Origin of the sequence: Streptomyces mobaraensis (assembly GCF_020099395.1) — a bacterium.
Taxonomy (GTDB): Bacteria; Actinomycetota; Actinomycetes; order Streptomycetales; family Streptomycetaceae; genus Streptomyces.
In genome coordinates this window covers 2,908,389-2,930,353 of sequence record NZ_CP083590.1, presented here as the reverse complement: position 1 = coordinate 2,930,353, position 21,965 = coordinate 2,908,389, and the positions used below count along the sequence as shown (strand labels likewise).

18 protein-coding genes are annotated in these 21,965 nt (G+C 72.8%); 12 read left to right on the top strand and 6 right to left on the bottom strand.

Features of this window, described 5'->3' with window-relative positions:
* Positions 1–58 precede the first annotated feature (58 nt).
* Positions 59–1,180, top strand: a complete 1,122-nt coding sequence (locus tag K7I03_RS12380) for an IS30 family transposase (protein WP_185946280.1) — start codon at positions 59–61, stop codon at positions 1,178–1,180.
* 76 nt (positions 1,181–1,256) lie between these two features.
* Here K7I03_RS12380 and K7I03_RS12375 read toward each other — a convergent pair whose 3' ends face one another.
* Genes K7I03_RS12375 through sdhC form a run of 4 tightly spaced genes read right to left on the bottom strand, consistent with a single transcriptional unit; the run spans position 1,257 to position 4,649 of the window.
* Positions 1,257–2,015 (bottom strand): succinate dehydrogenase iron-sulfur subunit, encoded by a 759-nt coding sequence (locus K7I03_RS12375; RefSeq protein ID WP_185941950.1) that lies wholly within the window; start codon positions 2,013–2,015, stop codon positions 1,257–1,259.
* Positions 2,015–3,769, bottom strand: coding sequence for a succinate dehydrogenase flavoprotein subunit (sdhA, locus tag K7I03_RS12370; protein WP_185941949.1), 1,755 nt, complete (start codon positions 3,767–3,769; stop codon positions 2,015–2,017). Before sdhA ends, K7I03_RS12375 begins: the two co-directional genes overlap by 1 nt.
* 20 nt (positions 3,770–3,789) lie before the next feature.
* Positions 3,790–4,260 (bottom strand): succinate dehydrogenase hydrophobic membrane anchor subunit, encoded by a 471-nt coding sequence (locus K7I03_RS12365; RefSeq protein ID WP_004944539.1) that lies wholly within the window; start codon positions 4,258–4,260, stop codon positions 3,790–3,792.
* A gap of 8 nt (positions 4,261–4,268) precedes the next feature.
* Positions 4,269–4,649, bottom strand: a complete 381-nt coding sequence (gene sdhC, locus K7I03_RS12360; RefSeq protein WP_185941948.1) for a succinate dehydrogenase, cytochrome b556 subunit — start codon at positions 4,647–4,649, stop codon at positions 4,269–4,271.
* A gap of 335 nt (positions 4,650–4,984) precedes the next feature.
* On the opposite strand from sdhC, the gene K7I03_RS12355 reads away from it, so the two are divergent.
* The 7 genes from K7I03_RS12355 to K7I03_RS12325 all read left to right on the top strand — a co-directional run bounded on the left by K7I03_RS12355 (position 4,985) and on the right by K7I03_RS12325 (position 15,260).
* Positions 4,985–6,655: a beta-N-acetylhexosaminidase gene (locus tag K7I03_RS12355; protein WP_185941947.1), complete on the top strand. Its 1,671-nt coding sequence runs from the start codon at positions 4,985–4,987 to the stop codon at positions 6,653–6,655.
* A gap of 219 nt (positions 6,656–6,874) precedes the next feature.
* The gene (locus K7I03_RS12350; RefSeq protein WP_185941946.1) at positions 6,875–8,962 is read left to right on the top strand and encodes a glycosyltransferase; all 2,088 of its coding nucleotides are present in this window, start codon (positions 6,875–6,877) and stop codon (positions 8,960–8,962) included.
* A 674-nt stretch (positions 8,963–9,636) separates the two neighbouring features.
* A complete protein-coding gene (locus K7I03_RS12345) occupies positions 9,637–10,890 on the top strand; it encodes a DUF4328 domain-containing protein (RefSeq protein ID WP_224347419.1) in 1,254 nt (417 codons plus the stop codon).
* Between the two features lie 34 nt (positions 10,891–10,924).
* A complete protein-coding gene (locus tag K7I03_RS12340) occupies positions 10,925–11,641 on the top strand; it encodes an RNA polymerase sigma factor (protein ID WP_185941944.1) in 717 nt (238 codons plus the stop codon).
* Complete coding sequence (locus tag K7I03_RS12335; RefSeq protein ID WP_185941943.1) at positions 11,641–12,927, top strand: hypothetical protein; 1,287 nt, start codon at positions 11,641–11,643, stop codon at positions 12,925–12,927. Before K7I03_RS12340 ends, K7I03_RS12335 begins: the two co-directional genes overlap by 1 nt.
* 478 nt (positions 12,928–13,405) lie before the next feature.
* Positions 13,406–15,007 (top strand): acyl-CoA mutase large subunit family protein, encoded by a 1,602-nt coding sequence (locus K7I03_RS12330; RefSeq protein ID WP_185941942.1) that lies wholly within the window; start codon positions 13,406–13,408, stop codon positions 15,005–15,007.
* 40 nt (positions 15,008–15,047) lie between these two features.
* A complete protein-coding gene (locus K7I03_RS12325) occupies positions 15,048–15,260 on the top strand; it encodes a hypothetical protein (RefSeq protein ID WP_185941941.1) in 213 nt (70 codons plus the stop codon).
* 38 nt (positions 15,261–15,298) lie between these two features.
* On the opposite strand, the gene K7I03_RS12320 is transcribed toward K7I03_RS12325, so the two are convergent.
* On the bottom strand, positions 15,299–16,816 hold the full coding sequence (locus K7I03_RS12320) for an alpha/beta hydrolase (RefSeq protein WP_185941940.1): 1,518 nt from the start codon (positions 16,814–16,816) through the stop codon (positions 15,299–15,301).
* A gap of 182 nt (positions 16,817–16,998) precedes the next feature.
* Positions 16,999–17,358 (bottom strand): ADP-ribosylation/crystallin J1, encoded by a 360-nt coding sequence (locus K7I03_RS12315; RefSeq protein ID WP_185941939.1) that lies wholly within the window; start codon positions 17,356–17,358, stop codon positions 16,999–17,001.
* Between the two features lie 290 nt (positions 17,359–17,648).
* Between K7I03_RS12315 and K7I03_RS12310 the strand changes: the two genes are divergently transcribed.
* From K7I03_RS12310 to K7I03_RS12295, 4 genes are all read left to right on the top strand, one after another.
* Positions 17,649–19,013, top strand: a complete 1,365-nt coding sequence (locus K7I03_RS12310; RefSeq protein ID WP_398857059.1) for an amidase — start codon at positions 17,649–17,651, stop codon at positions 19,011–19,013.
* A gap of 329 nt (positions 19,014–19,342) precedes the next feature.
* On the top strand, positions 19,343–19,612 hold the full coding sequence (locus K7I03_RS12305; protein WP_185941937.1) for a hypothetical protein: 270 nt from the start codon (positions 19,343–19,345) through the stop codon (positions 19,610–19,612).
* A 318-nt stretch (positions 19,613–19,930) separates the two neighbouring features.
* The gene (locus K7I03_RS12300) at positions 19,931–20,254 is read left to right on the top strand and encodes a hypothetical protein (RefSeq protein ID WP_185941936.1); all 324 of its coding nucleotides are present in this window, start codon (positions 19,931–19,933) and stop codon (positions 20,252–20,254) included.
* A gap of 190 nt (positions 20,255–20,444) precedes the next feature.
* On the top strand, positions 20,445–21,959 hold the full coding sequence (locus K7I03_RS12295; RefSeq protein WP_185941935.1) for a hypothetical protein: 1,515 nt from the start codon (positions 20,445–20,447) through the stop codon (positions 21,957–21,959).
* The last annotated feature ends 6 nt before the right edge of the window (positions 21,960–21,965 follow it).

Below are 21,965 nucleotides of genomic sequence, written 5' to 3'. Positions count from 1 at the left end.
GGGGCATGCTCCTTTGATCCATAAACGGGAGGAATACTTCCGGCTTGTGGATCAAGGAATGAGCTTCGCGGAGGCCAGCCGGATTGTCGGCATCAACCTCCGCACAGGCAAGCGCTGGCGAAACGGCCGTCATGCCTCTGGCGGCCGGAAGGCGGTACCACCGGTCAACGCGGTGGTACCGCCTTCCGGCCCGTCCCGGTATCTGTGCGAGGCCGACCGCATCCACATAGCCGACCGGCTGCTGGAGAAGGCCACGGTCCGCGCCATCGCGGCGGAGCTGGGCCGCAGCCCGTCCACCGTCAGCCGTGAGATCCGCCGCAACCGGCATCCGGTCAACGGCCAGTACCGGCCTTATGCCGCCCAGGTCCGCGCTGATGCCCGCCGGCCCCGGCCCAAGACCGGGAAGATCGGGCAGAACCCTGCCCTGCGGGACTTCATCCAGGCCCGCCTGGCCCTACGGTGGAGTCCCGAGCAGATCTGTCAGGCTCTGCGGGAGAACTTCCCCGAGCGGCCGGAGATGCACGTGGTCCACGAGACCGTCTATCAGGCCCTCTACGTCCAGGGCCGCGGCGAACTCCGCCGCGAACTCACCCGAGCCCTGCGCACCGGACGTACCCGCCGCAAACCGCACCGCCAGGCCCAGCACCGTCAGGCCAGGTTCTCCACCCCGATGATCATGATCGGCGAGCGCCCCGCCGAGGCCGACGACCGGGCCGTGCCCGGCCACTGGGAAGGCGACCTCATCATCGGCAAGGACAGCGGCTCGGCAATCGGCACCCTGGTCGAGCGCGCCACCCGCTACACGATGCTGGTGCACCTCCCCGACGGCCGCAGCGCGGAACGCATGCGCGACGCCCTGGTGAACACCGTCCAGAGCCTGCCCGGCCACCTGACCCGCTCACTGACCTGGGACCAGGGCGCCGAGATGGCCGCCCACGGCTCCTTCACCCTCGCCACCGACATCCCCGTCTACTTCTGCGACCCCGCCAGCCCCTGGCAGCGCGGATCGAACGAGAACACCAACGGCCTGCTGCGGCAGTACTTCCCCAAGGGCACCGACCTCTCGGTCCACCCCCGCGAGCACCTCAACGCCGTCGCCGCCGAACTCAACGGCCGCCCACGCAAAACGCTCGGCTGGGAAACCCCAGCCGAGCGCCTGCATAAACTGCTCACGGCCTGATCAAACCAACCCAGTGTTGCGACGATCCCTAGAAACCGCCGGGAGGAGCGGGGGCCCTTCGTGCGTACGACGGGGATCAGAAGCGGCGCGTGATCAGCGCCCGCTTGACCTCCTGGATCGCCTTCGTCACCTCGATGCCGCGCGGGCAGGCGTCGGTGCAGTTGAAGGTCGTCCGGCAGCGCCAGACGCCGTCCTTGTCGTTCAGGATCTCCAGCCGCTGCTCCCCGGCCTCGTCACGCGAGTCGAAGATGAAGCGGTGCGCGTTGACGATCGCCGCCGGGCCGAAGTACTGGCCGTCGTTCCAGAACACCGGGCACGAGGACGTGCAGGCGGCGCACAGGATGCACTTGGTGGTGTCGTCGAAGCGCTCGCGGTCCTCGGCGGACTGCAGGCGCTCGCGCGTCGGCTCGTTGCCCTTGGTGATCAGGAACGGCATCACGTCCCGGTACGCCTGGAAGAAGGGCTCCATGTCGACCACGAGGTCCTTCAGGACCGTGAGGCCCTTGATGGGCTCCACCGTGATCGGCTTCTCGGGGTTGATGTCCTTGATCAGGGTCTTGCACGCGAGGCGGTTGCGGCCGTTGATGCGCATGGCGTCGGAGCCGCAGATGCCGTGGGCGCAGGACCGGCGGAAGGTCAGCGAACCGTCCAGGTCCCACTTGATCTTGTGCAGACCGTCGAGCACGCGCTCCTTCGGGTCGATCTCGACCTCGAAGTCCTGCCAGGTCGCCTCGGCGGAGACCTCCGGGTTGAACCGGCGGACGCGGAAGGTGACCGTGATGTAGGGGGAGGCCTTGCTCGCGGCCTCCACCTTGTCTTCGATCGCGGTGCTCATCAGTACTTACGCTCCATGGGCTGGTAGCGGGTCTGCACGACCGGCTTGTAGTCGAGCCGGATCGAATCCCTGCCGTCCGCGTCGACCTCGCGGTACGCCATGGTGTGGCGCATGAAGTTGACGTCGTCGCGGTTGGGGTAGTCCTCGCGGTAGTGACCGCCGCGGGACTCCTTCCGCGCGAGTGCGGAGACCGCCATGACCTCGGCCAGGTCGAGCAGGTTGCCCAGCTCGATGGCCTCCAGCAGGTCGGTGTTGAAGCGCTTGCCCTTGTCCTGGATGGACACGTTCTTGTAGCGCTCGCGCAGCTCGGCGATCTTCTCGACGGCCGTCTTGATGGTCTGCTCGGTGCGGAAGACCATGACGTTGGCGTCCATGGTCTCCTGCAGCTCCTTGCGGAGCTCGGCGACCCGCTCGCTGCCCGTGGACTCGCGCAGCCGCTCGACCTGCTCCTGGACGAACGCGGCCGGGTCCTCCGGCAGCTCGACGAAGTCGGCCTTGTGCGCGTACTCGGCGGCGGCGATGCCCGCGCGCTTGCCGAAGACGTTGATGTCCAGCAGCGAGTTGGTGCCCAGGCGGTTGGCGCCGTGGACGGACACGCAGGCGACCTCGCCGGCGGCGTACAGGCCCGGCACGACGGTGTCGTTGTCGGCCAGCACCTCGCCCTCGACGTTGGTCGGGATGCCGCCCATGGCGTAGTGCGCGGTGGGCTGGATCGGGATCGGGTCCGTGTAGGGCTCGATGCCGAGGTAGGTGCGCGCGAACTCGGTGATGTCCGGCAGCTTGGCGTCCAGCTGCTCCGGCGGCAGGTGCGTCAGGTCCAGGTAGACGTGGTCGCCCTCGGGACCGCAGCCGCGGCCCTCGCGGATCTCCGTGTAGATGGAGCGCGAGACGACGTCACGGGACGCGAGGTCCTTCATGACCGGCGCGTACTTCTCCATGAAGCGCTCGCCGTCCTTGTTGCGGAGGATGCCGCCCTCACCGCGGGCGCCCTCCGTCAGCAGGATGCCCATGCGCCAGATGCCCGTCGGGTGGAACTGGAAGAACTCCATGTCCTCCAGCGGCAGGCCGCGCCGGTAGCAGGCCGCCTGGCCGTCGCCGGTGAGGGTGTGCGCGTTGGAGGTCACCTTGAAGAACTTGCCGGTGCCACCGGAGGCGTAGATGACCGACTTCGCCTGGAAGATGTGGATCTCGCCGGTGGCCAGCTCGTAGGCGACCACACCGGCGGACTTCTTGACGCCGTCCACCTCGGTGATCAGCTGGTCCAGGACGTAGAACTCGTTGAAGAACTCCACGCCCTCCTTGACGCAGTTCTGGTACAGCGTCTGGAGGATCATGTGGCCGGTGCGGTCCGCGGCGTAGCAGGACCGGCGGACCGGCGCCTCGCCGTGGTTGCGCGAGTGACCGCCGAAGCGGCGCTGGTCGATGGTGCCGTCCGGGGTGCGGTTGAACGGCAGGCCCATCTTCTCCAGGTCGAGGACCGCGTCGATGGCCTCCTTCGCCAGGATCTCGGCGGCGTCCTGGTCGACCAGGTAGTCACCGCCCTTGACCGTGTCGAAGGTGTGCCACTCCCAGTTGTCCTCCTCGACGTTGGCGAGGGCGGCGGCCATGCCGCCCTGGGCCGCGCCGGTGTGGGAGCGGGTGGGGTACAGCTTGGTGAGCACCGCGGTGCGGCTGCGCTTCGTCGACTCGATGGCCGCGCGCATGCCGGCGCCACCGGCGCCGACGATGACGGTGTCGTACTTGTGGATCTTCATGGTCGCGTCAGCCCCGGGCTCTAGCGGATGTTCGGGTCGAAGGTGAAGATCACCAGCGTGCCCAGCAGGACGGTGAACACCGTGGCGGTGTACAGCAGCATCTTCAGCCAGAAGCGGGTGGTGTCCCGCTCCGCGTAGTCGTTGATGACCGTACGGAGGCCGTTGGCGCCGTGCAGCATGGCGAGCCACAGCATGATCAGGTCCCACGCCTGCCAGAACGGCGAGGCCCAGCGGCCGGCCACGAAGGCGAAACCGATCTTGGTGACACCGCCGTCCAGCACCAGCTGGATCAGCAGGTGGCCCAGGACCAGGACGACGAGCACGATGCCGGACAGCCGCATGAACAGCCAGCCGTACAGCTCGAAGTTGGTGCGGGTCGCCTTCGGCGTCTTCTTGGTGCGCTTGCGCGGCGCCTCGATGACCGGCGCCGGGTTGTCGACGTCGTAGAGGGAGACGCCTTCGGCGGTCGCGGGGGTGGTTTCAGCGGACATGTCTTGCGTCAGCTCCCGAACAGCGTGTGCAGCGTGTGGCTGAGCACGGGGTAGAAGGCGCCGGCCATCAGGACGATCCAGACGCCCACGACGGTCCACAGCATCTGCTTCTGGTACCGCGGGCCCTTGGACCAGAAGTCCACCGCGATGACGCGGAGGCCGTTGAGCGCGTGGAAGAGGATGGCGGCGACGAGGCCGTACTCCATCACATTGACGACGGGTGTCTTGTACGTCGCGACGACGTCGTCGTACGCCTCCGGGGAGACGCGGACGAGAGCGGTGTCCAGGACGTGCACGAACAGGAAGAAGAAAATGAGGACGCCGGTGACTCGGTGAGCCACCCACGACCACATGCCTTCCCGGCCGCGGTACAGCGTTCCAGCCGGCACGGAAAACCCTCCGGGAGCGGGGATTGGGGGCGGCCGCCAGCTTTTAACCCAGTCAGGACTGCACTGTCGGTCGGGCCCGGCCGGGTACGGTCCACCGGCCCTGGCCATCGTAGCGACGCCTTGTCGGTTCGGTCGCGCGGGGTCAGTCAGGTGTGATCAAACTGGCATGTACGGGTCGCCGGTGGTGGACGAGAGCCGCATGGGGGTCCATGGTTGGCCGAATGGCCCTGGTTCGCTGTCCGGAATTCACCCATAAGAGAGAGTTTTCGGGCGGGTATTCGAGGCTGTCGGCGGCGGAAAGAACTATCTTTTCCGCGATTGGGAGGTTTTGCTCCATGGGACTGCCTGTCAGAATCACCCGTATCGCCCGTGTCGCCCTTTTCGGGCGGCCCAGGCGTGTCGCGCCCCGCCGGCCGTACGCCGTCCTCGCGCTGCTCGCCGCGGCCGCCCTGCCGGCCGCCGCCGGCTGCGCCCACGACGGCGGGGCGTCCGGGTCCTCCGGCCGGAGCGCCGGCCGGGACGACGACCGCTCCACCCAGGCGGCGGCGCCCTCCTCCGCCGCCCAGGTCACACCCGTCACCGGAATGCCGCGCACCGTCCCGGCCGTCCGCTCCTTCACCGCCCGCGGCGGCCCCGGCTGGCGGCCCTCCTCCGCCGTCCGCGTCGTCACCGACCCCGACGGGCCCCTCGCCGACGAGGCCCGGCTGCTGGCCGGTGAGCTCAAGGTCACCATCGCCCCCGGACCGGCCCGCGCCGGCGACGTCGAACTCGCGCTCCGCCCCGGCCAGCGCGGCGGCCCCGAGAGCTACGAGCTGACCACCCGCGACGGCAGGGTCCTCATCACCGCCCCCGACGAGGCCGGCGCCTTCTACGGCACCCGCACCCTCGTCCAGTCCGTCCGCTCCGGCGGCGGCCTCCCCGAGGGGGTCGTCGCCGACGCCCCCGACCGGCCGCAGCGCGGCCTGCAGCTCGACATCGCGCGCAAGCACTTCACCGCCGAGTGGATCGAGGCCCGGCTGCGCGAGATGGCCGACCTCAAGCTCAACCAGCTCGGCCTGCACTTCTCCGACGACCAGGGCTTCCGGATCGAGAGCGCGAGCCACCCCGAGATCGTCTCCCCGGAGCACCTCACCCAGGCCGAGGTCCGCCGCATCGTCGCCCTCGCCTCGTCGCTGCACATCACCGTCATCCCCGAGATCGACTCGCCCGGCCACCTCGGCGCCGTCCTCAAGGCCCACCCGGACCTCCAGCTCAGGGACGCCACCGGCACCGCCTCCCGGGGCGCCGTCGACATCTCCCTGCCGGGCGCGGCGAAGATCGTGGACGACCTGCTGCGCGAGTTCACGCCCCTCTTCCCCGGCCCGTACTGGCACCTGGGCGCCGACGAGTACCGGGCGCTGATGGCCCGCGACCCGCAGGGGTCCTACCCGCACCTCGCCGACCTCGCCCGGCAGCGCTACGGCTCGCAGGGCCGGGTGCAGGACCTGGCCACCGCCTGGCTCAACGACCGGGCCGCCGTCGTGCGGTCCCTCGGCAAGAAGGCCAAGGCGTGGAACGACGGCTTCTTCCGCGGCGGCCTCGTCGCCCCCGACCAGGCCATCGAGGTCGAGTACTGGACCGGCCGCGAGCTCGGCGCCCGGGACCCGCAGGAATACCTGAACGAGGGACGCACGGTCGTCAACCTCAACGACCAGTACCTCTACTACGTGCTCGGGGAACCGAACGACTTCCGCTACCCCACCGGCGAGCTGATCTACAAGGAGTGGTCCCCGGCCGTGCTGCGCGGCACCGCGCCCGTGGCGGCCGGGACGGCGGACCCGCGCCGGGTGCCGGGCGGCCGGTTCGCCGTCTGGTGCGACCACCCCGACGCGCAGACCCCCGACCAGGTGGCAAACGGAATCCGGCTGCCGCTGGCCGCCGTCTCCCAGCGGCTGTGGGACCCCCGCCCGCCGAAGCCGTCCTGGCAGGAGTTCGGGGCCCTGTACACCGCCGTCCGAGGGGGCTGAAGTCCCGGCGCCGCGTGGGCTTTCGACCGGTTTGCCGGGCCTTGGGAGCGCCCTGAGGGTGGGCGCTCCCCACACACCTGCAAAGCGGGCTAGCCTCCGGGTTGAACCATGCGCGGCGTCCGGTCGTTGTCCAAGCGGAAGGCATCGGCCGGTGCGCGGCGCAGCTGTCCACGGCGGACGTGCGCGCTCGCGCGCCCATCGCACTGAACGAGGGCCCGGATGAAGATCGAATTCCTGCTGCACAATGCGTACGGCATCGGCGGAACCATCCGTTCGACCGTCAACCTCGCCACCGCTCTCGCCGACCGGCACGAGGTCCGCATCATCAGCGTCAACCGGCCCGTGGACGAGCCCGAGCTCACGATCGACCCGCGCGTCCGGCTCACCCCCCTCGTCGACCTGCGCGAAGGCACCGACGGCGACGAGTACGCGGCCCCCCTCAACCAGCGGCCCAGCGAGATCTTCCGCGACGAGCGCATCGACAACGGCCGGATGGCCGCCACCGCCCTCACCGACGAACGCGTCGCCGCCCACCTCGCGGCCACCGACGCGGACGTCGTCATCGCCACCCGCCCCAAGCTCATCGGCTACCTCGCCCGTTACGGCAGCGACCGCTACCTCCGCCTCGGCCAGGAGCACCTCACCCACGAGGCCCACGTCCCCGAGCTGCACGCCGTCATGGACCCGGCCATCGCCGCCCTCGACGCCTTCGTCACCGTCTCCGAGGCCGACGCCGGCCACTACCGCGACGCCCTGCCCGCCGACCGCCGGGCACAGGTGCTGTCCGTCCCCAACGCCGTCCCCGCCCCCGCCGCCGCGCCCTCCGACGGCAACTCGAAGATCATCGTCTCGGCCGGGCGGCTCGTCGGCGTCAAACGCTACGACCGGCTCATCAACGCCTTCGCGAAGATCGCCGACGAGCGCCCCGACTGGCAGCTCCGGATCTACGGCCGCGGCACCTCCAAGGCCAAGCTGCGCCGCCAGATCGAGGACCTGGGCCTCTACGAGCGGATCACCCTCATGGGCGCCCGCTCGCCCATCGAGACCGAGTGGGCCAAGGGCGCCGTCGCCGCCGTCGCCTCCGACGCCGAGTCCTTCGGCATGACCATCGTCGAGGCCATGCACGCCGGACTGCCGGTGATCGCCACCGACTGCCCCTATGGCCCCCGCGAGATCCTCAACGACGGCACCGACGGCATCCTCGTCCCGCTCTCCCCGCAGAGCGAGACCGACAGCGTCGACGCCTACGCGGAGGCGCTGCTCAAGCTCACCGGCGACGACGGACTCCGTGCCCGGCTCGGCGCCGCCGCCCGCGCCGCCGCCCACCGCTACGAGCCCGACGCCATCGCGCAGCGCTACGAGCGGCTCTTCGAGGAACTCCGCCCCGGCTGCACCGCCCCCGCGAAGAAGGGCGGCCTGCTCCGCGGCCTCTTCGGCGGCGGCCGCAAGCAGCAGGCCGCCCCCGCCGCCTCCGCCGTCTCCGCGCCCACCGAGACCGCCCACCCCGAGGCGCGCTGCGCCGTCGCCGCCGACGGCTCCCTCGTCTTCCGGGTACGCGCCGAGCAGCTCACCGCCGACGACTCCCACCTGCTGCTCCGCCACCGCGGCAGCAAGGGCAAGGAGGCCGTCCGCGTCCCGCTCCGGCGGACCCCCGGCGCCGACTGGGCCGAGGCCCGCGTCGAACGCGCCGCGCAGACCCTGCCCGAGGGCCGCTGGGACAGCTACGCCGAGCGCAAGGCCGACAAGTCGCGACGCCGGCTGTCCGCCGTCCTCGTCGAGCAGCAGGCCCTGCTCGGGCTGGGGCTCCAGACCGGCCCGTCCGGCGTCGCGCCCTGGATCCCGTACGAGACCAGCGACGGCTTCCTCGCCGTCCGCAGCTGGCTGCGCGAGCGGCACGCCGAGGTGACGGAGGTACGGGTGGGGTCGGCCGAGGAGGGCGTGGTCACCCTGACGGTCGCCGCCCACGGCGTCGAGCTCCGCGACGGCGCCGAGCTGATCGCCCGGCTGCGCGGCGCCGACGGCGAGGTGGCCGACGTCCGCGCGCCGCTGGAGGGCGGCACGGGCCGGCTGCCGTACGAGCCGATGTGGCGGCGCAGGGGCGAGGAGCAGGACCTGTGGGACCTGTACGTACGCCCCGGCGCGGGCGCCGCTCCCGTCCGGCTCGGCCGGCTGACCGGCGACTTCGCGGACCGCAAGGGGATCGACACCTTCCCCGCGGCGGACCGGGACGGGGTGCGGCTGCGGCCGTTCTTCACGGTGACGAACGACCTGACGGTCTCGGTCAAGGACATCGCCGCGGAGGACTGACGCGGGCTTCGCGCGCCGGCGCGGGCGCGGGGACGGCCGGGCCACCACCCCCCACAGGAGAGGCCGCGGCCGTCGCCCGCCACGCGCCTTGGTGAGGCGCGCACTTCCCTCAGCGCCGAACGGCCGGATTCCGTCACACCGCGCACGGGGGTCCGGGCCGTCGACCGCCCTTGGCCGGGCCGTCGACCGCCCGTGGCCGGGCCTCGGAGGCCCGGCCGGGTGCCTTCCGGGTGTCTTCCGGGTGTCTTCCGGACGCCGTATGTGGCCGGTTCTCTCCGGTCGGCCGTTCGCGCCCGGCCTCTTATGGACGGGACCCGGTCTCTTCTGGACGGGAGCGGTCCGTTGCCCGTAACGTGCGGGCCGCGTCGCCCGGTGCGCACGCGACGGCCCGCCGGCCGCCGCCCCGCCCGTCAGGCCGGCGCCGACGAGCAGTCGACTCACCGGCGCCTGGCCGCCGGTGCCGTTCCGGCGTTCCGTGGGGGGACGAAGAGATGTATCCGTGCGGTCGATGCCGTGCCACCGCCGTCGGACCGGACGGCCGCTGCGCGGCGTGCGGCGCCGAGCAGCGGGGACCGGAGGGGGCCGCGGTGCCGGCCGGACAGCCCGAGCCGCCGCCTCGCCCGTCCCATGCGCCTCCGCTGCCTCCTGTGCCTCCGCTGCCGCCTGTGGGCGAAATGCCGTTCGCCGGCGCGTCCGGGCCCGAGCCGCTCGGCGGGATCGGGGGGTTCGCGGGGATCGCGGGGATCGACCTGCGCCGCGGGGTGCGGATCTCGCTCACCACCGTCCTGACCCTGGCGCTGCTCGGTCTGCTGCTGCTCGCCGCCGCCCGGTTCCAGCAGCGCGGCGCGCTCGGCGACGTGCTGGCGGAGGGCGCCGTGCTCAGCGACGGGACCGCGGACAAGGCGAACCAGGCGGACGCCTTCTTCGGCTCGGTCTCCCTGGTGACCACCGTGCTGGGGCTGGGCGCGGCCGGTCTGTGGGCGGCCTGGTTCCGGCGGGTGCGGCTCAACGCCGAGGTGCTCGCGCCCGGTACGCACCGCTTCGGGAGCGGCTGGGCGGCGGGTGCCTGGTTCACGCCGGTGGTCAACCTGTGGTTCCCCAAGCAGATCGCCAACGACATCTACCGCGCGTCCGCCCCCGCCGGCCCGCAGGGCGCGCGGAAGGGGCTGCTCAACGCGTGGTGGGTGAGCGGGATCGTGGCCGGCGCCCTCGCGGGGGCGAGCGCCTTCGGCTATGCGCTGACCGAGGCGAAGATGCGCCGCGACTTCCGGCTGGAACGGTTCGACGCCTGGGAGGACGACGTCCGCAACCTGAGGATGCTGGCCGGGGCGAGCGCCTTCGGGTACCTGCTGTGTGCCGTCGGGGGCGCTCTGGCGCTGCTGGTGGTGCGGCAGTTGACGCGGATGCAGGAGGAGCGGGCGCTGGAGGGGCTGGGGTGCGAGGGGTCCGCCGGGGCCGGTGGTGCGTATGCGGCCGCCGATCCTTACGTGGCCGTCGGTCCGTATGCGGCCGTCGGTCCGTATGCGGCCGTCGGTCCGTATGCGGCCGTCGGTCCGTATGCGGCCGCCGGTCCGAATGAGACCGCCGGTCCGTATGCGACCGCCGGTTCTTACGCGGCTCCCGGTCCGTACGCGGGACCCTGGCCGTACTCCCATCCGCAGTCAACTCCCGGACCGTACGGTGCTCCTGGGGTGTACGGGACGCCCGGGGTGCCACCCGGGCCCTCTCCGGCCGCCGGGCCGTACGCTCCCTACCCGCCGCCGGGCCAGGGCCCGTTGCCCGGGGCGCCGGTCGGCCCGTACGGTCCTTCGTACGGGCCGTCGTACGGCGCGCCGAACGGTTCGCCGTACGGTTCTCCGCCCGGCGCGGGGAGTTCCGGGCCGAACCCCTACAGCAGTGAGCCCGAGGGCGGACCCGCGCATTACTGATTCATGAGTTCTGCAAGTGATGCAGGATGTGGGTGTGCAGGGGGATGACGCTGAGCTGACCGTCGCGGTACGCGCGGCGCAGGGCGGGGACGAGACGGCCTTCCGCGCGGTCTACCGGTCCGTCCAGCCCCGCCTGCTCGGGTACGTGCGCACGCTCGTCGGCGAGACCGACGCCGAGGACGTGGCGTCCGAGACCTGGCTCCAGATCGCCCGCGACATCGACCGGTTCACCGGCGACGCCGACCGCTTCCGGGGCTGGGCCGCCCGCATCGCCCGCAACCGCGCCCTCGACCACATACGGATGCGCGGCCGGCGGCCCGTGATCGGCGGCGACGACAGCGAACTCGCCGCGCGCGCCGGGGACGCCGACACCGCGGGCGAGGCGCTGGAGGCCCTGGGGACCGAACGGGTCCTCGCGCTGGTCGCCCGGCTGCCGCGGGACCAGGCGGAGGCCGTGGTCCTGCGCGTGGTCGTCGGCCTTGACGCCGCCACCGCCGCGGAGGTGCTCGGCAAACGGCCCGGCGCCGTCCGCACGGCGGCCCACCGCGGTCTGCGCGGACTCGCGCAACTGATGAACGGAACGGACCCGACGGGAGAGGCCGGAGGGGCCGGAGAGGCCGGAGAAGGGGGTGCCGGAGTGAGAGGGCAGCCGGGACCGGACGGCATCCCCGGACAGCGCGGATCATCCACCGGTTCCCGTTCCTCTCGCGGTGTGACGCGATTGGGCGCGCGGACGCAGAAAGACATGTGATGGCGGACGACCACGAGCACGACTGGTTGCGGCACGACGACCGGTTGGACGGAACGGCGCTCGCCTCCTGCGCCGCGTGCGGCCCCTGTGCTTCCTGTGCTGCCCGCACGCCGTCCCCCGACCCCGAGCGGGTGGACGCCGCCGTGGCCGCACTCCGCGCCCTGGCCGCCCCCGCCCCGGCGCCGGACCGCCCGCTCCCGGGCGAGGACGCCGCCGTCGCCGCCTTCCTCGCCGCGCGCCGCGCGGCGCCCTCGGAACAGTCCGTGGGCGCGGGGGAGTTGGTGTCGTCGCGGCATGTGACCGACGATTCGGCGGCCCGGGAGGCCGGCCACCCGCACCGGAGCGGAGAACCGGGCGAGCGGTGGGAACGCGCCGGACGGAACGACGCGCGCGGCAGCGGGACCGGCCCGCGCGGCCGGAGCGCCGACCGCGGCGGCCGGCACGGGACGCGTTCCCTGCCGCACCGCCGCCCCGCCCGGGCCGTGCTGGTCGCGGCCCTGGCCGCGTGCGCGCTGAGCGGCATCGCCGTGCTCTCCGGCGTCGTCGCCGTGCCCACCCCGTTCACCGCCACCGGCCGCGATCCGGCGGCGGTGGACGACCGGGCGGGCACCGTGGGCGGAGACGGCCCGCACACCGTCCGGCCGCGTCCCCACGGTTCCGCGTCCGACGGCCCGGCCGGCGGCCGCGCCGAGGGAGGGCGCGACGGGAAGGGCGCGGACGGACACCTCCTCCCGCCCCCCGCCGGCCCCTCGCCCTCCGGCCACGGCACTCCCCGCCCGAGCGAACGGCCCTCGGCCGGGCCGGGCGCGGGCACCGACCGGGACGGGGAGACGGCCTCCCCGTACCAGGGGGACGCCGACGGCGACTCCCGACAGGCCCTCGGCCTCTGCCGCGACTACCTCACCCGGGGGAAGTGGCGCGAGCAGGCGGACGAGGACGCCGTCCACGCCCTCGAACGCCGGGCCGGCGGCCCGTCCGCCGTCCGCGCCTACTGCACCCGCCTCGTCCACGACCACGACCAGGTCGCCGGTGACGGCAACGGCAACGGGAGCGGCGGCGACGGAAGCGACGAGGAGAACGAGGACGACAAGGAGGGCGAGGCGGACGGCGGGGACGACGAGGACGACAGAGGAAGCGACGACGGGAGCGCTCACCGGGCCGGCGACGCCTACGACGACCGCGGCGATCACGGGGGCCGCGAGGACCACGACGACCACGACAACCGCGACGACCGTGACGACCGCGGCGGCCAGGGCGATCCGGAGAGCCGCGGCCGCGCCGGCTGAGCGCGCGCCGGAAGGGATGAGGCGAGGGCCGGGGCGCCGGGCGCGGCGGTGCGCGGCGGTGACCCGGCGCGTGGTCCTCCGGCAGGCGTCCCACCGGCCCGGCCATCCGGCTCCGCGCCCCGGTCACCCAGCCCTGCGCCCCGGCCGCCCGCCGGCCACGGTGCCGGCTCCCCGGCCGGGACGCCGGGTGTGACGCTTTCCGGGGGCACGGCGCTGTAGGGAGTGGGCCGACTGGTCATCGGCCGCGCGGAAGCCGCAGTTCCCCCCATGCCGCAGGCTCCGCGCAACAGCGCGGGCGGGGTACGTCCCCCCGGCCCTGCCCGCGCTCCTCCCTTCCTCTCCCTCCCGTCACCTGCCACCTTTCTCCCCTCCTCTCCGGTCTCCCCCTTCTCCGGCCTGCGCGTCCCCCTGACAGTGCCGCCCGGCCGTCGCTACAGTCCGGTTGCTCGTAGGCGAGGACGGCGGGAGGCGGCAGCCCATGGCACAGGAGCCGGAAACCACCCGGACCACCGAGTCGGGCCTCGGCATCCGGCCCGTCTACGGGCCCGAGGCGCTCGAAGGCTGGGACCCCGCGGCCCGGCTCGGCGAACCCGGCGCGTACCCCTTCACCCGCGGCATCCACCCCACCCTGTACACCGGGCGGCCCTGGACCATGCGGCAGTACGCGGGGTTCGGCACCGCCGCCGAGTCCAACGCCCGCTACCGGCAGCTCATCGCCCACGGCGGCCACGGCCTCTCCGTCGCCTTCGACCTGCCCACCCAGATGGGTCACGACTCCGACGCGCCGGAGGCCCGGGGCGAGGTCGGCAAGGTCGGCGTCGCCGTGGACTCCGTCGAGGACATGCGCGTCCTCTTCGACGGCATCCCCCTGGACCGGGTCTCCACCTCCATGACCATCAACGCCCCGGCCGCCCTGCTGCTGCTCATGTACGAGATCGTGGCCGAGGAACAGGGCGTCCCCGCGGACCGGCTGACCGGGACCGTCCAGAACGACGTCCTCAAGGAGTACATCGCCCGGGGCACCTACATTTTCCCGCCCGCACCTACCTTGCGCCTCACCTCCGACATCTTCCGCTACTGCCACACCGGGATCCCCCGGTGGAACACCATCTCCATCTCCGGCTACCACATGGCCGAGGCCGGCGCCTCACCCGCGCAGGAGATCGCCTTCACGCTGACGAACGGCATCGAGTACGTCCGCACCGCCGTCGCCGCCGGTATGGACGTGGACGACTTCGCCCCCCGGCTCTCCTTCTTCTTCGTCGCCCGCACCACCCTCCTCGAAGAGGTCGCCAAGTTCCGTGCAGCCCGCCGGATCTGGGCCGGTGTGATGCGCGACCGGTTCGGCGCCCGCAATCCCCGCTCGCAGACGCTGCGGTTCCACACCCAGACGGCCGGCGTCCAACTCACCGCCCAGCAGCCCGAGCTGAACCTGGTCCGGGTGACCGTCCAGGCCCTCGCGGCCGTCCTCGGCGGCACCCAGTCCCTGCACACCAACTCCTACGACGAGGCCATCGCCCTCCCCACCGACAAGGCCGCCCGCCTCGCCCTGCGCACCCAGCAGGTCCTCGCCCACGAGACCGACGTGACGGCCACGGTCGACCCGTTCGCCGGCTCGTACGCCGTCGAGTCCCTCACCGACGACCTGGAACGGGCCGTCCTCGACCTCATGACCCGGATCGACGACATGGGCGGCGCGGTGGCCGCCATCGAGCGCGGCTTCCAGAAGGCCGAGATCGAACGCAACGCCTACCGCATCGCCAGGGAGACCGACGACGGCGACCGCGTGGTCGTCGGCGTCAACCGCTTCCGGCTCGACGAGGAGGAGCCGTACGAACCCCTCCGCGTCGACCCCGCCATCGAGGCCCGGCAGTGCGAGCGCCTCGCCGCCCTGCGCGCCGCCCGCGACCGGCGGGCGGTGGACACCGCCCTCGCCCGGCTGCGGGAGGCGGCGTCCGGCACGTCGGAGAACGTCCTCCCCCCGATGAAGGAGGCCCTGCGCGCCCGCGCCACGGTGGGCGAGGTGTGCGGGGCGCTCCGTGAGGTCTGGGGTTCCCACGTGCCCACCGAGAGTTTCTGACCGCTCCCTCCCCGTCCGGTGGATTTGCGACACTGGACCGATGTCCGCACCCCGCCGCACCTGCCCCGTCTGCTCCCGCGAGATCGCCGTCGTGGGCGGCCGTTACGCCCGCCACGACCCGCCCGGCCGCAGAATCTCCTACGAACTGGTCTCCTGTCCGGGCTCCCGCCGCTCGGCACCCCTCCTGGCCACCGAGCCCCGGCTGTTCGACCCGGAGGAGCCGCCGATGGACGGGCAGGGGCAGCTGTTCTGACGGGAGCGGCGGCAGGGGAGAGGCCGGGCGCCGGCCGGCTAGCCGGCGCAGACCATGTCCTTTCCGGGCCGCTTCCCGGTGCGGAGGAAGTCGGTGACCTTCCGGTCCCCGCAGGCGTTCCCGTTGCCCAGGTACACGCCGTGGCCCCCGGCGTCCACCGAGACGAGCCGGGCCCGCTGCCCCAGCGCCTCCCGCATCTTCAGCGCGCCGAAGTACGGTGTCGCCGGGTCGCGCAGGTTCTGGATCATCAGGATGTTCGACGGTCCGTCGGAGGTGATCCGGGTGGGTTCCTCGGCGGGGGCCCACTTCCAGAAGGCGCACGCGAAGACACCGGCCGGCATGCCGCCGGTGAGCGGGTACCGTGCGCGGTCGGCCGCCACGTCCCGGGCGGCCGCCGGTATGGAACGCCGCGGCCACCGCACGTCGTTGCATATGGTCGAGACCGTCACGGCCGCCTCGTGCTCGGGCACGGAGCCGGCCAGCGCGGCCGGCAGGACCGGCGTCGCCCGTGAGTCGTCGGCGTCCTTGATCAGCTGTGCGGTGTCGGCGAAGGCCCGGTCGCTGTACATCGCCAGTTGCAGTGCCTGCCGCAGCCGGTTGCCGGTGAGCGGCTTGCCGGGCGTGGTCGTCGGCTTGGGGTGGCGGTCGAGCCGTTCCGCCAGGGCGATGACCATCGGACGGACGTCCCCGGCGCGCCGGGCGAGGCGGAGCCCGTCCCCGTCCGCCGGTCCTTCCTTCTCGCGGGCCGGGTCGGCGGCCCACCGGGCGAAGTCGGGGAACCGCTGTTCCATGGCCGGCGACAGATTCGCCGACCAGCCGCGCCCCACCCGCTTCGGATCGGGGTCGCCGTTGCTGTCGAGCACCCAGCGGTCGGTGCGGTCCGGATACTTCTGCGCGTACTGCGCGGCGACGTACGTGCCGTACGACGATGCGTACGCGGAGAGCTTCTCCTCACCCAGCGCCTTGCGGAAGGAGTCGATGTCGCGCGCCTCGTTGGCCGTGCTCATGCTGCGGAGCAGCGGACCGCCGTCACGGGCGCAGGCGTCGGCGATGCGACGGGCACGGCGCACGCTGTCCGAGACGTCGCCGCCCGGCCCGGGCCAGGGGCGGAGATTGACGAGGTCCCGGTCCTCGTCGCTCAGGCCGCAGCCCGTGCGGTCGCTCCCGCCGATCCCTCGCGGGTCCAGGGCGATGAGGTCGTAGGCGCCTTCCAACTCCTTCTGCAGTGCCTTCCCCTTCTGGGTCAGCCGCTGCGTCCCCGAACCGCCCGGCCCGCCGGGAATGACGATCAACGTGCCCCGCCGGGCCTCCGGCCGGTCGCTGAGCACCCGGGACACCCCGAGCCGGGTGCGCGGCCCGTCCGGCTTCCCGTAGTCGAGCGGCACGGAGAGCTCGGCACACTCCTGCCCGGCCGGACCGTCCTCCTGCGCACAGGGTCTCCAGCGGAGCTCCGGTGACGAGGAGCCGGCCGCGTGCACGGGCGTGACCGAGAGAGTGGCGGCGACGGCGGATACGGACAGGGCGAGCAGGAGGCCCGAACGGGCGCGTTGCGTCATGCCCTCAAGGCTGCCGAAGCGGCGGCTCCGGGGATATCGGGGAAACCCCCCAATTGCGGGTGGGGGTTCCCCTCAGGGAAGCGTTCGAGTCCGGGACCGCGCCGAGCGGAAGCCGGCGTGCCGCGCCGGCCATCCGCGTCAACCCGCCGCTGACGCCTGGGCGTTATGCCGCCGCGAAGCCGTCACGAAAAGGAATGCACGACCTCGATCGTTCCGACGATGTGCCGATTGAAGACGTCCAGCTCCTCGGCCGGCACCCAGAGCTCGAGAATGGTGCGTCCGCCTGCCTGCCGCACGGGGTATCGGGTCAGGAATTCCGCGTCCATCGCGAAACGGGTGACATAACCGGCCCCGTCGTGGCGGACGTTCCAGTCCCGGGCGATCCTGATCGCGTAGTCCTCGTTGAGCACCGGATAGAAGATCGGCTGCTCCGGCAGCCGCGGCGGCCAGGCCCGCCAGTCGAGCTCCTCCAGCAGGGCGAGCTCCTTGGGCCCGACAGGGCGCCAGAGCGTGGTGGTGAAGGGGGCGGTGCGGCTGGTCATGGATCTGGTTCCGGTTTCGTTCTCGGCCCGCGCCGGATCGGGCGGCGGGCGGTTTTCGGGGACTTTACCGAGACGGGTGGAAACGGGCGACGGAATTGCCGGTCCGCGCGCTTCCCTGGAGCGTCATCCGTGTGACGCGGCTCTCCTCTCCCGTGGGCTCGTCCCGGCCGGACGGGCGCGCCTACCGTGAGGGGGACGGTCCGGAGGGGAAGGGGCTTGCGGTGGCGCGGTTCGGGAGCTGTGAGTCGGATGGGGTCACGGGGTTATCGCGTGCGCTGGGGCAAGGGGAGGTGTCGGCCAGGGAGTTGGCGCTGGAGGCGCTGCGGCGGATCGACGTGACGCACGGGACGCTGAACGCCTTCCGGTGGGTGCGGGACGAGGACGCCCTGCGGGACGCCGACGCGGCGGACCGGCGGCTGCGGGCGGGGGAGCGGGGAGCGCTGCTCGGTGTGCCCGTGGCCGTCAAGGACGACATGGACGTGGCCGGCCTGCCCACCGCCTTCGGCTGCCCCGGCGACTTCCCGGTGAAGCGGACCGACAGCGAGGCCGTGCGCCGGCTCCGCGCCGCCGGTGCCGTGATCGTCGGGAAGACCAACACGCCCGAGCTGGGGCAGTGGCCGGTGACCGAGGGGCCGGCGTTCGGAGTGACGCGGAACCCGTGGAACACCGCGTACACGCCCGGCGGTTCGTCCGGCGGCTCGGCGGCGGCCGTCGCCGCCGGGATCGTGCCGGCGGCCCTCGGCTCGGACGGCGCCGGATCCGTGCGCATCCCGGCCGCCTGGACGCACCTGGTGGGGATCAAACCGCAGCGGGGACGCATCTCCGCGTGGCCGGAGCGCGAGGCGTTCCGCGGGCTGACGTGCGGCGGAGTGCTGGCGCGCACGGTCGCGGACGCGGCGCTGCTGCTGGCCGCCGCGAGCGGTTCGCACGCCGGCGACCTGCACCGGCCCGCGGCGGTCGACGTCGTCGCCGCCCTGGGGCGCGCCCCGCGGCGGTTGCGGATCGCGCTCTCGCTGCGGCCGGCGTTCGCCGCGGTGCGGCACCGGCTCGACCCCCGGGTGCGGGCCGCGACCGTACGGACCGCGGAGCGGCTGGAGGAGCTGGGGCACGAAGTGGTGGCAGAAGAGCCGCGGTTCGGGCCGGTGGGGCTGACGTTCGTGCCCCGGTCCATGTCGGGGGTGCGCGAGTGGGCGGGCCGGGTGCCCGAACGGCGGCTGCTCGACGGGCGGACGCACCTCAACGCGCGCGGCGGGCTGGTGCTCGGCGGCGCCGTGCTGCGCGCGGCGCGCGCGGCGGAAGCGCCTCTGCGGGGGCGGATGAACGCGCTGTTCGGCCGCTACGACGCGCTGCTCACGCCGACCACGGCCGCGCCGCCGCTGCCCGTCGGGGCGCTGGACGGGCTCTCCGGCCGGGAGACGAACTCGCTGATGATCACGGCGTGTCCGTACGCCTGGCCGTGGAACGTCCTGGGCTGGCCCGCCGTGAACGTCCCCGCCGGGTTCACGGCGAACGGACTGCCGCTCGGCTCGCAACTGCTGGGGCCGGCCGGCGCCGAGCCGCTGCTCGTCTCCCTCGCGGCGCAACTGGAGGAGCGTGAGCGGTGGTTCGAGCGGCGCCCTGCCGTGGACTGGGGCGTGGGGGAGGCCGTGGTGTGACGGGCTCGGCCGGCGGGGTGTCGGGGTGTGAACTCCCCTGCGGGGGAAGGTTTCTTCTTTTGGCGCGGCGACAGGCAGGACAGATTTTTCCCTGTAAGTCCCCATTATTTCCCGGCTCCCCGCCCGACATGCCGTAGATGCCCAATCCAGCTCCAGACGCAACCCGTCCGAGTGAGACGCCGAGCGATGCCGTGCTCGTGATGCGTATCCGGCGCTAGCCTCCTTGCGGGATGGCGGGGCCAGGAAGGCCCACGGGTGTGCCGGGCGCGGTGCCGGGCGACCCGTGGGTGCCGGATGGGGAACGGCGCCGTCCGGAGGGAGGGATGACGATGAGAACCGCTGTGACCTTCGAGGAGCTCGCCGGGCTCCACGGCGAGGAACTGCCGCCTCGTACGGTGCTGTCCAGCCTGCCGGCGGGGAACGGGGATCCGTCGTTGTACCCCATGCTGGTCAGATCCGAGCACGGTACGACCGTCGTGTACGCCTGCCAGTACCGGCAGGACGCGGGCAGCTCCGGCCTCCTGGCGGCGCTGGGTCTGGCACCCAGCACCCCGGGCCACACGATCACCTGCATCCCTGCGGGCATCTCCACTCACTGACCGCGCCTGTCGGCCGCACCGGAAGCGCACCGCACGGCACTGCAACGCGACCAGACGAAGACCTCTCCACCCCGCCGCCGGCGACGCCACCGTGCGCGGCGCGGCGGTGCTGCACGCTCCCCTCAGAGATATCCAAGGTCTCATCCCCGGAGGCCGTCCGGCCGGGGATGGAGTACCCGGTCCCGCCGGTCCGGCGGCCGGGTGCGGAGGCCCGGCGAGTGCGGTCCACCAGGGCATTCCCAGGGCATCCAGTACGTCCCAGGGCACCCAGCACGTTTTTCCGTCCAGCACGTCCCACGTCCAGAGAAAGGGAATGGAATGGACAACCTCATCAGCTTCGAGGAGCTCGCAGGGGTCTCGGGCGAGGTGCTGCCCGAGCGCACGGTCATGGGCATCATGGCCGTCCCGTTCGGTCCCGGCGACGGCGGTGCCGGCAGCGCCGCCGGCAGCTCGTCCAGCTCGACGGCCGGTGGCGGCGGCGTCTTCGCCCCGCCCCCGAGCGACCACGGCACCACGGTGCTGTCGTCCTGCCAGTCCCTCGACCACCCGCAGACCGCGGGCCTGCTCGGTTCGCTCGGTCTCCCGTCACAGAACACGACCACCAGCGTCACCTGCACGCCCGCGGCCATCTCCAGCCACTGATCCCTCCCGGGTCACGGGCCCGGTAGCGGAACGCCGCGCTCGCTTGGTGGGGGAGGGCCGTGTGCCCTCGGTCCTCCCCCGCTGTGCCAAGAGAGCCGTTGCCCAAGAGAGCCGTTGCCCAAGGGATCCGTTGCCCAGGAGATCCGTAACCCAGGGGATTCACCGCCCGACACCCTTTCGGAGAGCACCCATGACCCTGCCCTTCGTCCCGGGCGCCGGCCGCGCGGGATCCCCGCCGGGGCGGCTGCCGGTCCCGGCCCGGCGGGCGGCCGGAGAGCCCCGGCTGGTGCCCGGGATCGAGCTCGTCGGCGAGTTCGAGGGGTCCGGCTACCGCGACCCGCCGCAGCTGGTCTGCCGGCCCGACGGGCAACTGGTGCGCCTGCCCGGCCTGCTGTACCAGGTCGTACGGGCCCTGGACGGCCGCGGTGACGCCTGCGGCGACGGCCGAAGTGGCGGCTCACGTGACGGCTCAAGCGACGGCCACGGCGACGCCGCCGAGGTCGGGGAGCGCTCCGCGGAACGACGGCCGGACGAGGACGGCCCGACGAGCATGGGGAAAGGCGCTCCGGGCGGTGCCCCGGGCGGCGGCTCCGTCATGGCGCGCGTGGCGGACCGGCTGAGCCGGGAGACCGGACGGCGGTTCACCGCCGACCACGTCGCGTACCTCATCGACGAGAAGCTCGCCCCCCTCGCCCTCACCACCTACAGCGACGGCTCCCCGCCACCGCCGGCCCGCCGGAGCGACCCCTTTCTCGCCTTCCGGTTCCGGCTCGCGGTGCTGCCCGAGCGCGTCACCTGGTGCGTCTCCGGCCTCTTCGCCTGGCTCTTCCACCCGTTGGCGGTGTACCTCGCGGTCTGCGTCTTCGTGGTCGGCGAGACATGGGTGTGGATGTCCCCGGAGACCGTGACCGCCCTCCAGACGGTGCTCACCGCCCCGGGCAGCGTGCTCCTCGTGGTATTCCTGGCCATCGCGTCCTGCGTCTTCCACGAGTGGGGGCACGGCGCGGCCTGCCGGTACGGAGGGGTGCGGCCCGGCGCCATGGGCTGCGGCATCTACCTCGTCTGGCCCGCCTTCTACACGGACATCACCAACTCCTACCGCCTCGGCCGGGCCGGGCGCATCCGGGCCGACCTGGGCGGCGTCTACTTCAACGCCCTGTTCGTCCTCGGCCTGCTGGGGCTGTACGCGGCCACGGGGTTTCAGCCGCTCCTGGTCGCGATCGTCGCCGTCAACCTGGAGATCATCCAGCAGCTGCTCCCCACCCTGCGGTTCGACGGGTACTACATCGTCGCGGACCTCGTCGGCATCCCCGACCTCTTCTCGTACATCGGGCCCATCCTCAAGCGCGTGCTGCTCCGGCGCCCGGCGGACGAGCGGCTCCGCGCCCTCAAGCGACGGCCTCAGATCGTGGTCGCGTGCTGGGTGCTGTGCCTGATCCCGGTGCTCCTGCTCCAGGTCGGCATCCTCCTGCTCAACCTGCCCCAACTCCTGGCCGCCGACTGGCAGAAGGCGCGCTGGCTGCTGGAGAACGCGGGCGCGTCCGGCCATCAGATCCTCGGCATGGTCTCGGCCTGCCTGCAGATCGTGCTGTTGGCCCTGCCCATCGCCGGACTGCTGCTCGCCCTGGTGCGGCCGGTGCGTTCGCTCGTCCGGTTCCTGGGCCGCAAGGCGGGGTGGAGCGGCGGGGCGTCCGCCGGGAAGTGACGCCGG

Bases quoted from the DNA above. Each gene is read 5' to 3' on its own strand.
- K7I03_RS12300 (WP_185941936.1), top strand. From the start codon at position 19,931: ATGGACAACCTCATCAGCTTCGAGGAGCTCGCAGGGGTCTCGGGCGAG.
- K7I03_RS12325 (WP_185941941.1), top strand. From the start codon at position 15,048: ATGTCCGCACCCCGCCGCACCTGCCCCGTCTGCTCCCGCGAGATCGCC.
- K7I03_RS12350 (WP_185941946.1), top strand. From the start codon at position 6,875: ATGAAGATCGAATTCCTGCTGCACAATGCGTACGGCATCGGCGGAACC.
- K7I03_RS12365 (WP_004944539.1), bottom strand. From the start codon at position 4,260: ATGTCCGCTGAAACCACCCCCGCGACCGCCGAAGGCGTCTCCCTCTAC.
- sdhA (WP_185941949.1), bottom strand. From the start codon at position 3,769: ATGAAGATCCACAAGTACGACACCGTCATCGTCGGCGCCGGTGGCGCC.
- K7I03_RS12335 (WP_185941943.1), top strand. From the start codon at position 11,641: ATGGCGGACGACCACGAGCACGACTGGTTGCGGCACGACGACCGGTTG.
- K7I03_RS12375 (WP_185941950.1), bottom strand. From the start codon at position 2,015: ATGAGCACCGCGATCGAAGACAAGGTGGAGGCCGCGAGCAAGGCCTCC.
- K7I03_RS12305 (WP_185941937.1), top strand. From the start codon at position 19,343: ATGAGAACCGCTGTGACCTTCGAGGAGCTCGCCGGGCTCCACGGCGAG.
- K7I03_RS12345 (WP_224347419.1), top strand. From the start codon at position 9,637: ATGCCGTTCGCCGGCGCGTCCGGGCCCGAGCCGCTCGGCGGGATCGGG.
- K7I03_RS12380 (WP_185946280.1), top strand. From the start codon at position 59: ATGAGCTTCGCGGAGGCCAGCCGGATTGTCGGCATCAACCTCCGCACA.
- K7I03_RS12295 (WP_185941935.1), top strand. From the start codon at position 20,445: ATGACCCTGCCCTTCGTCCCGGGCGCCGGCCGCGCGGGATCCCCGCCG.
- K7I03_RS12320 (WP_185941940.1), bottom strand. From the start codon at position 16,816: ATGACGCAACGCGCCCGTTCGGGCCTCCTGCTCGCCCTGTCCGTATCC.
- K7I03_RS12355 (WP_185941947.1), top strand. From the start codon at position 4,985: ATGGGACTGCCTGTCAGAATCACCCGTATCGCCCGTGTCGCCCTTTTC.
- K7I03_RS12330 (WP_185941942.1), top strand. From the start codon at position 13,406: ATGGCACAGGAGCCGGAAACCACCCGGACCACCGAGTCGGGCCTCGGC.
- K7I03_RS12315 (WP_185941939.1), bottom strand. From the start codon at position 17,358: ATGACCAGCCGCACCGCCCCCTTCACCACCACGCTCTGGCGCCCTGTC.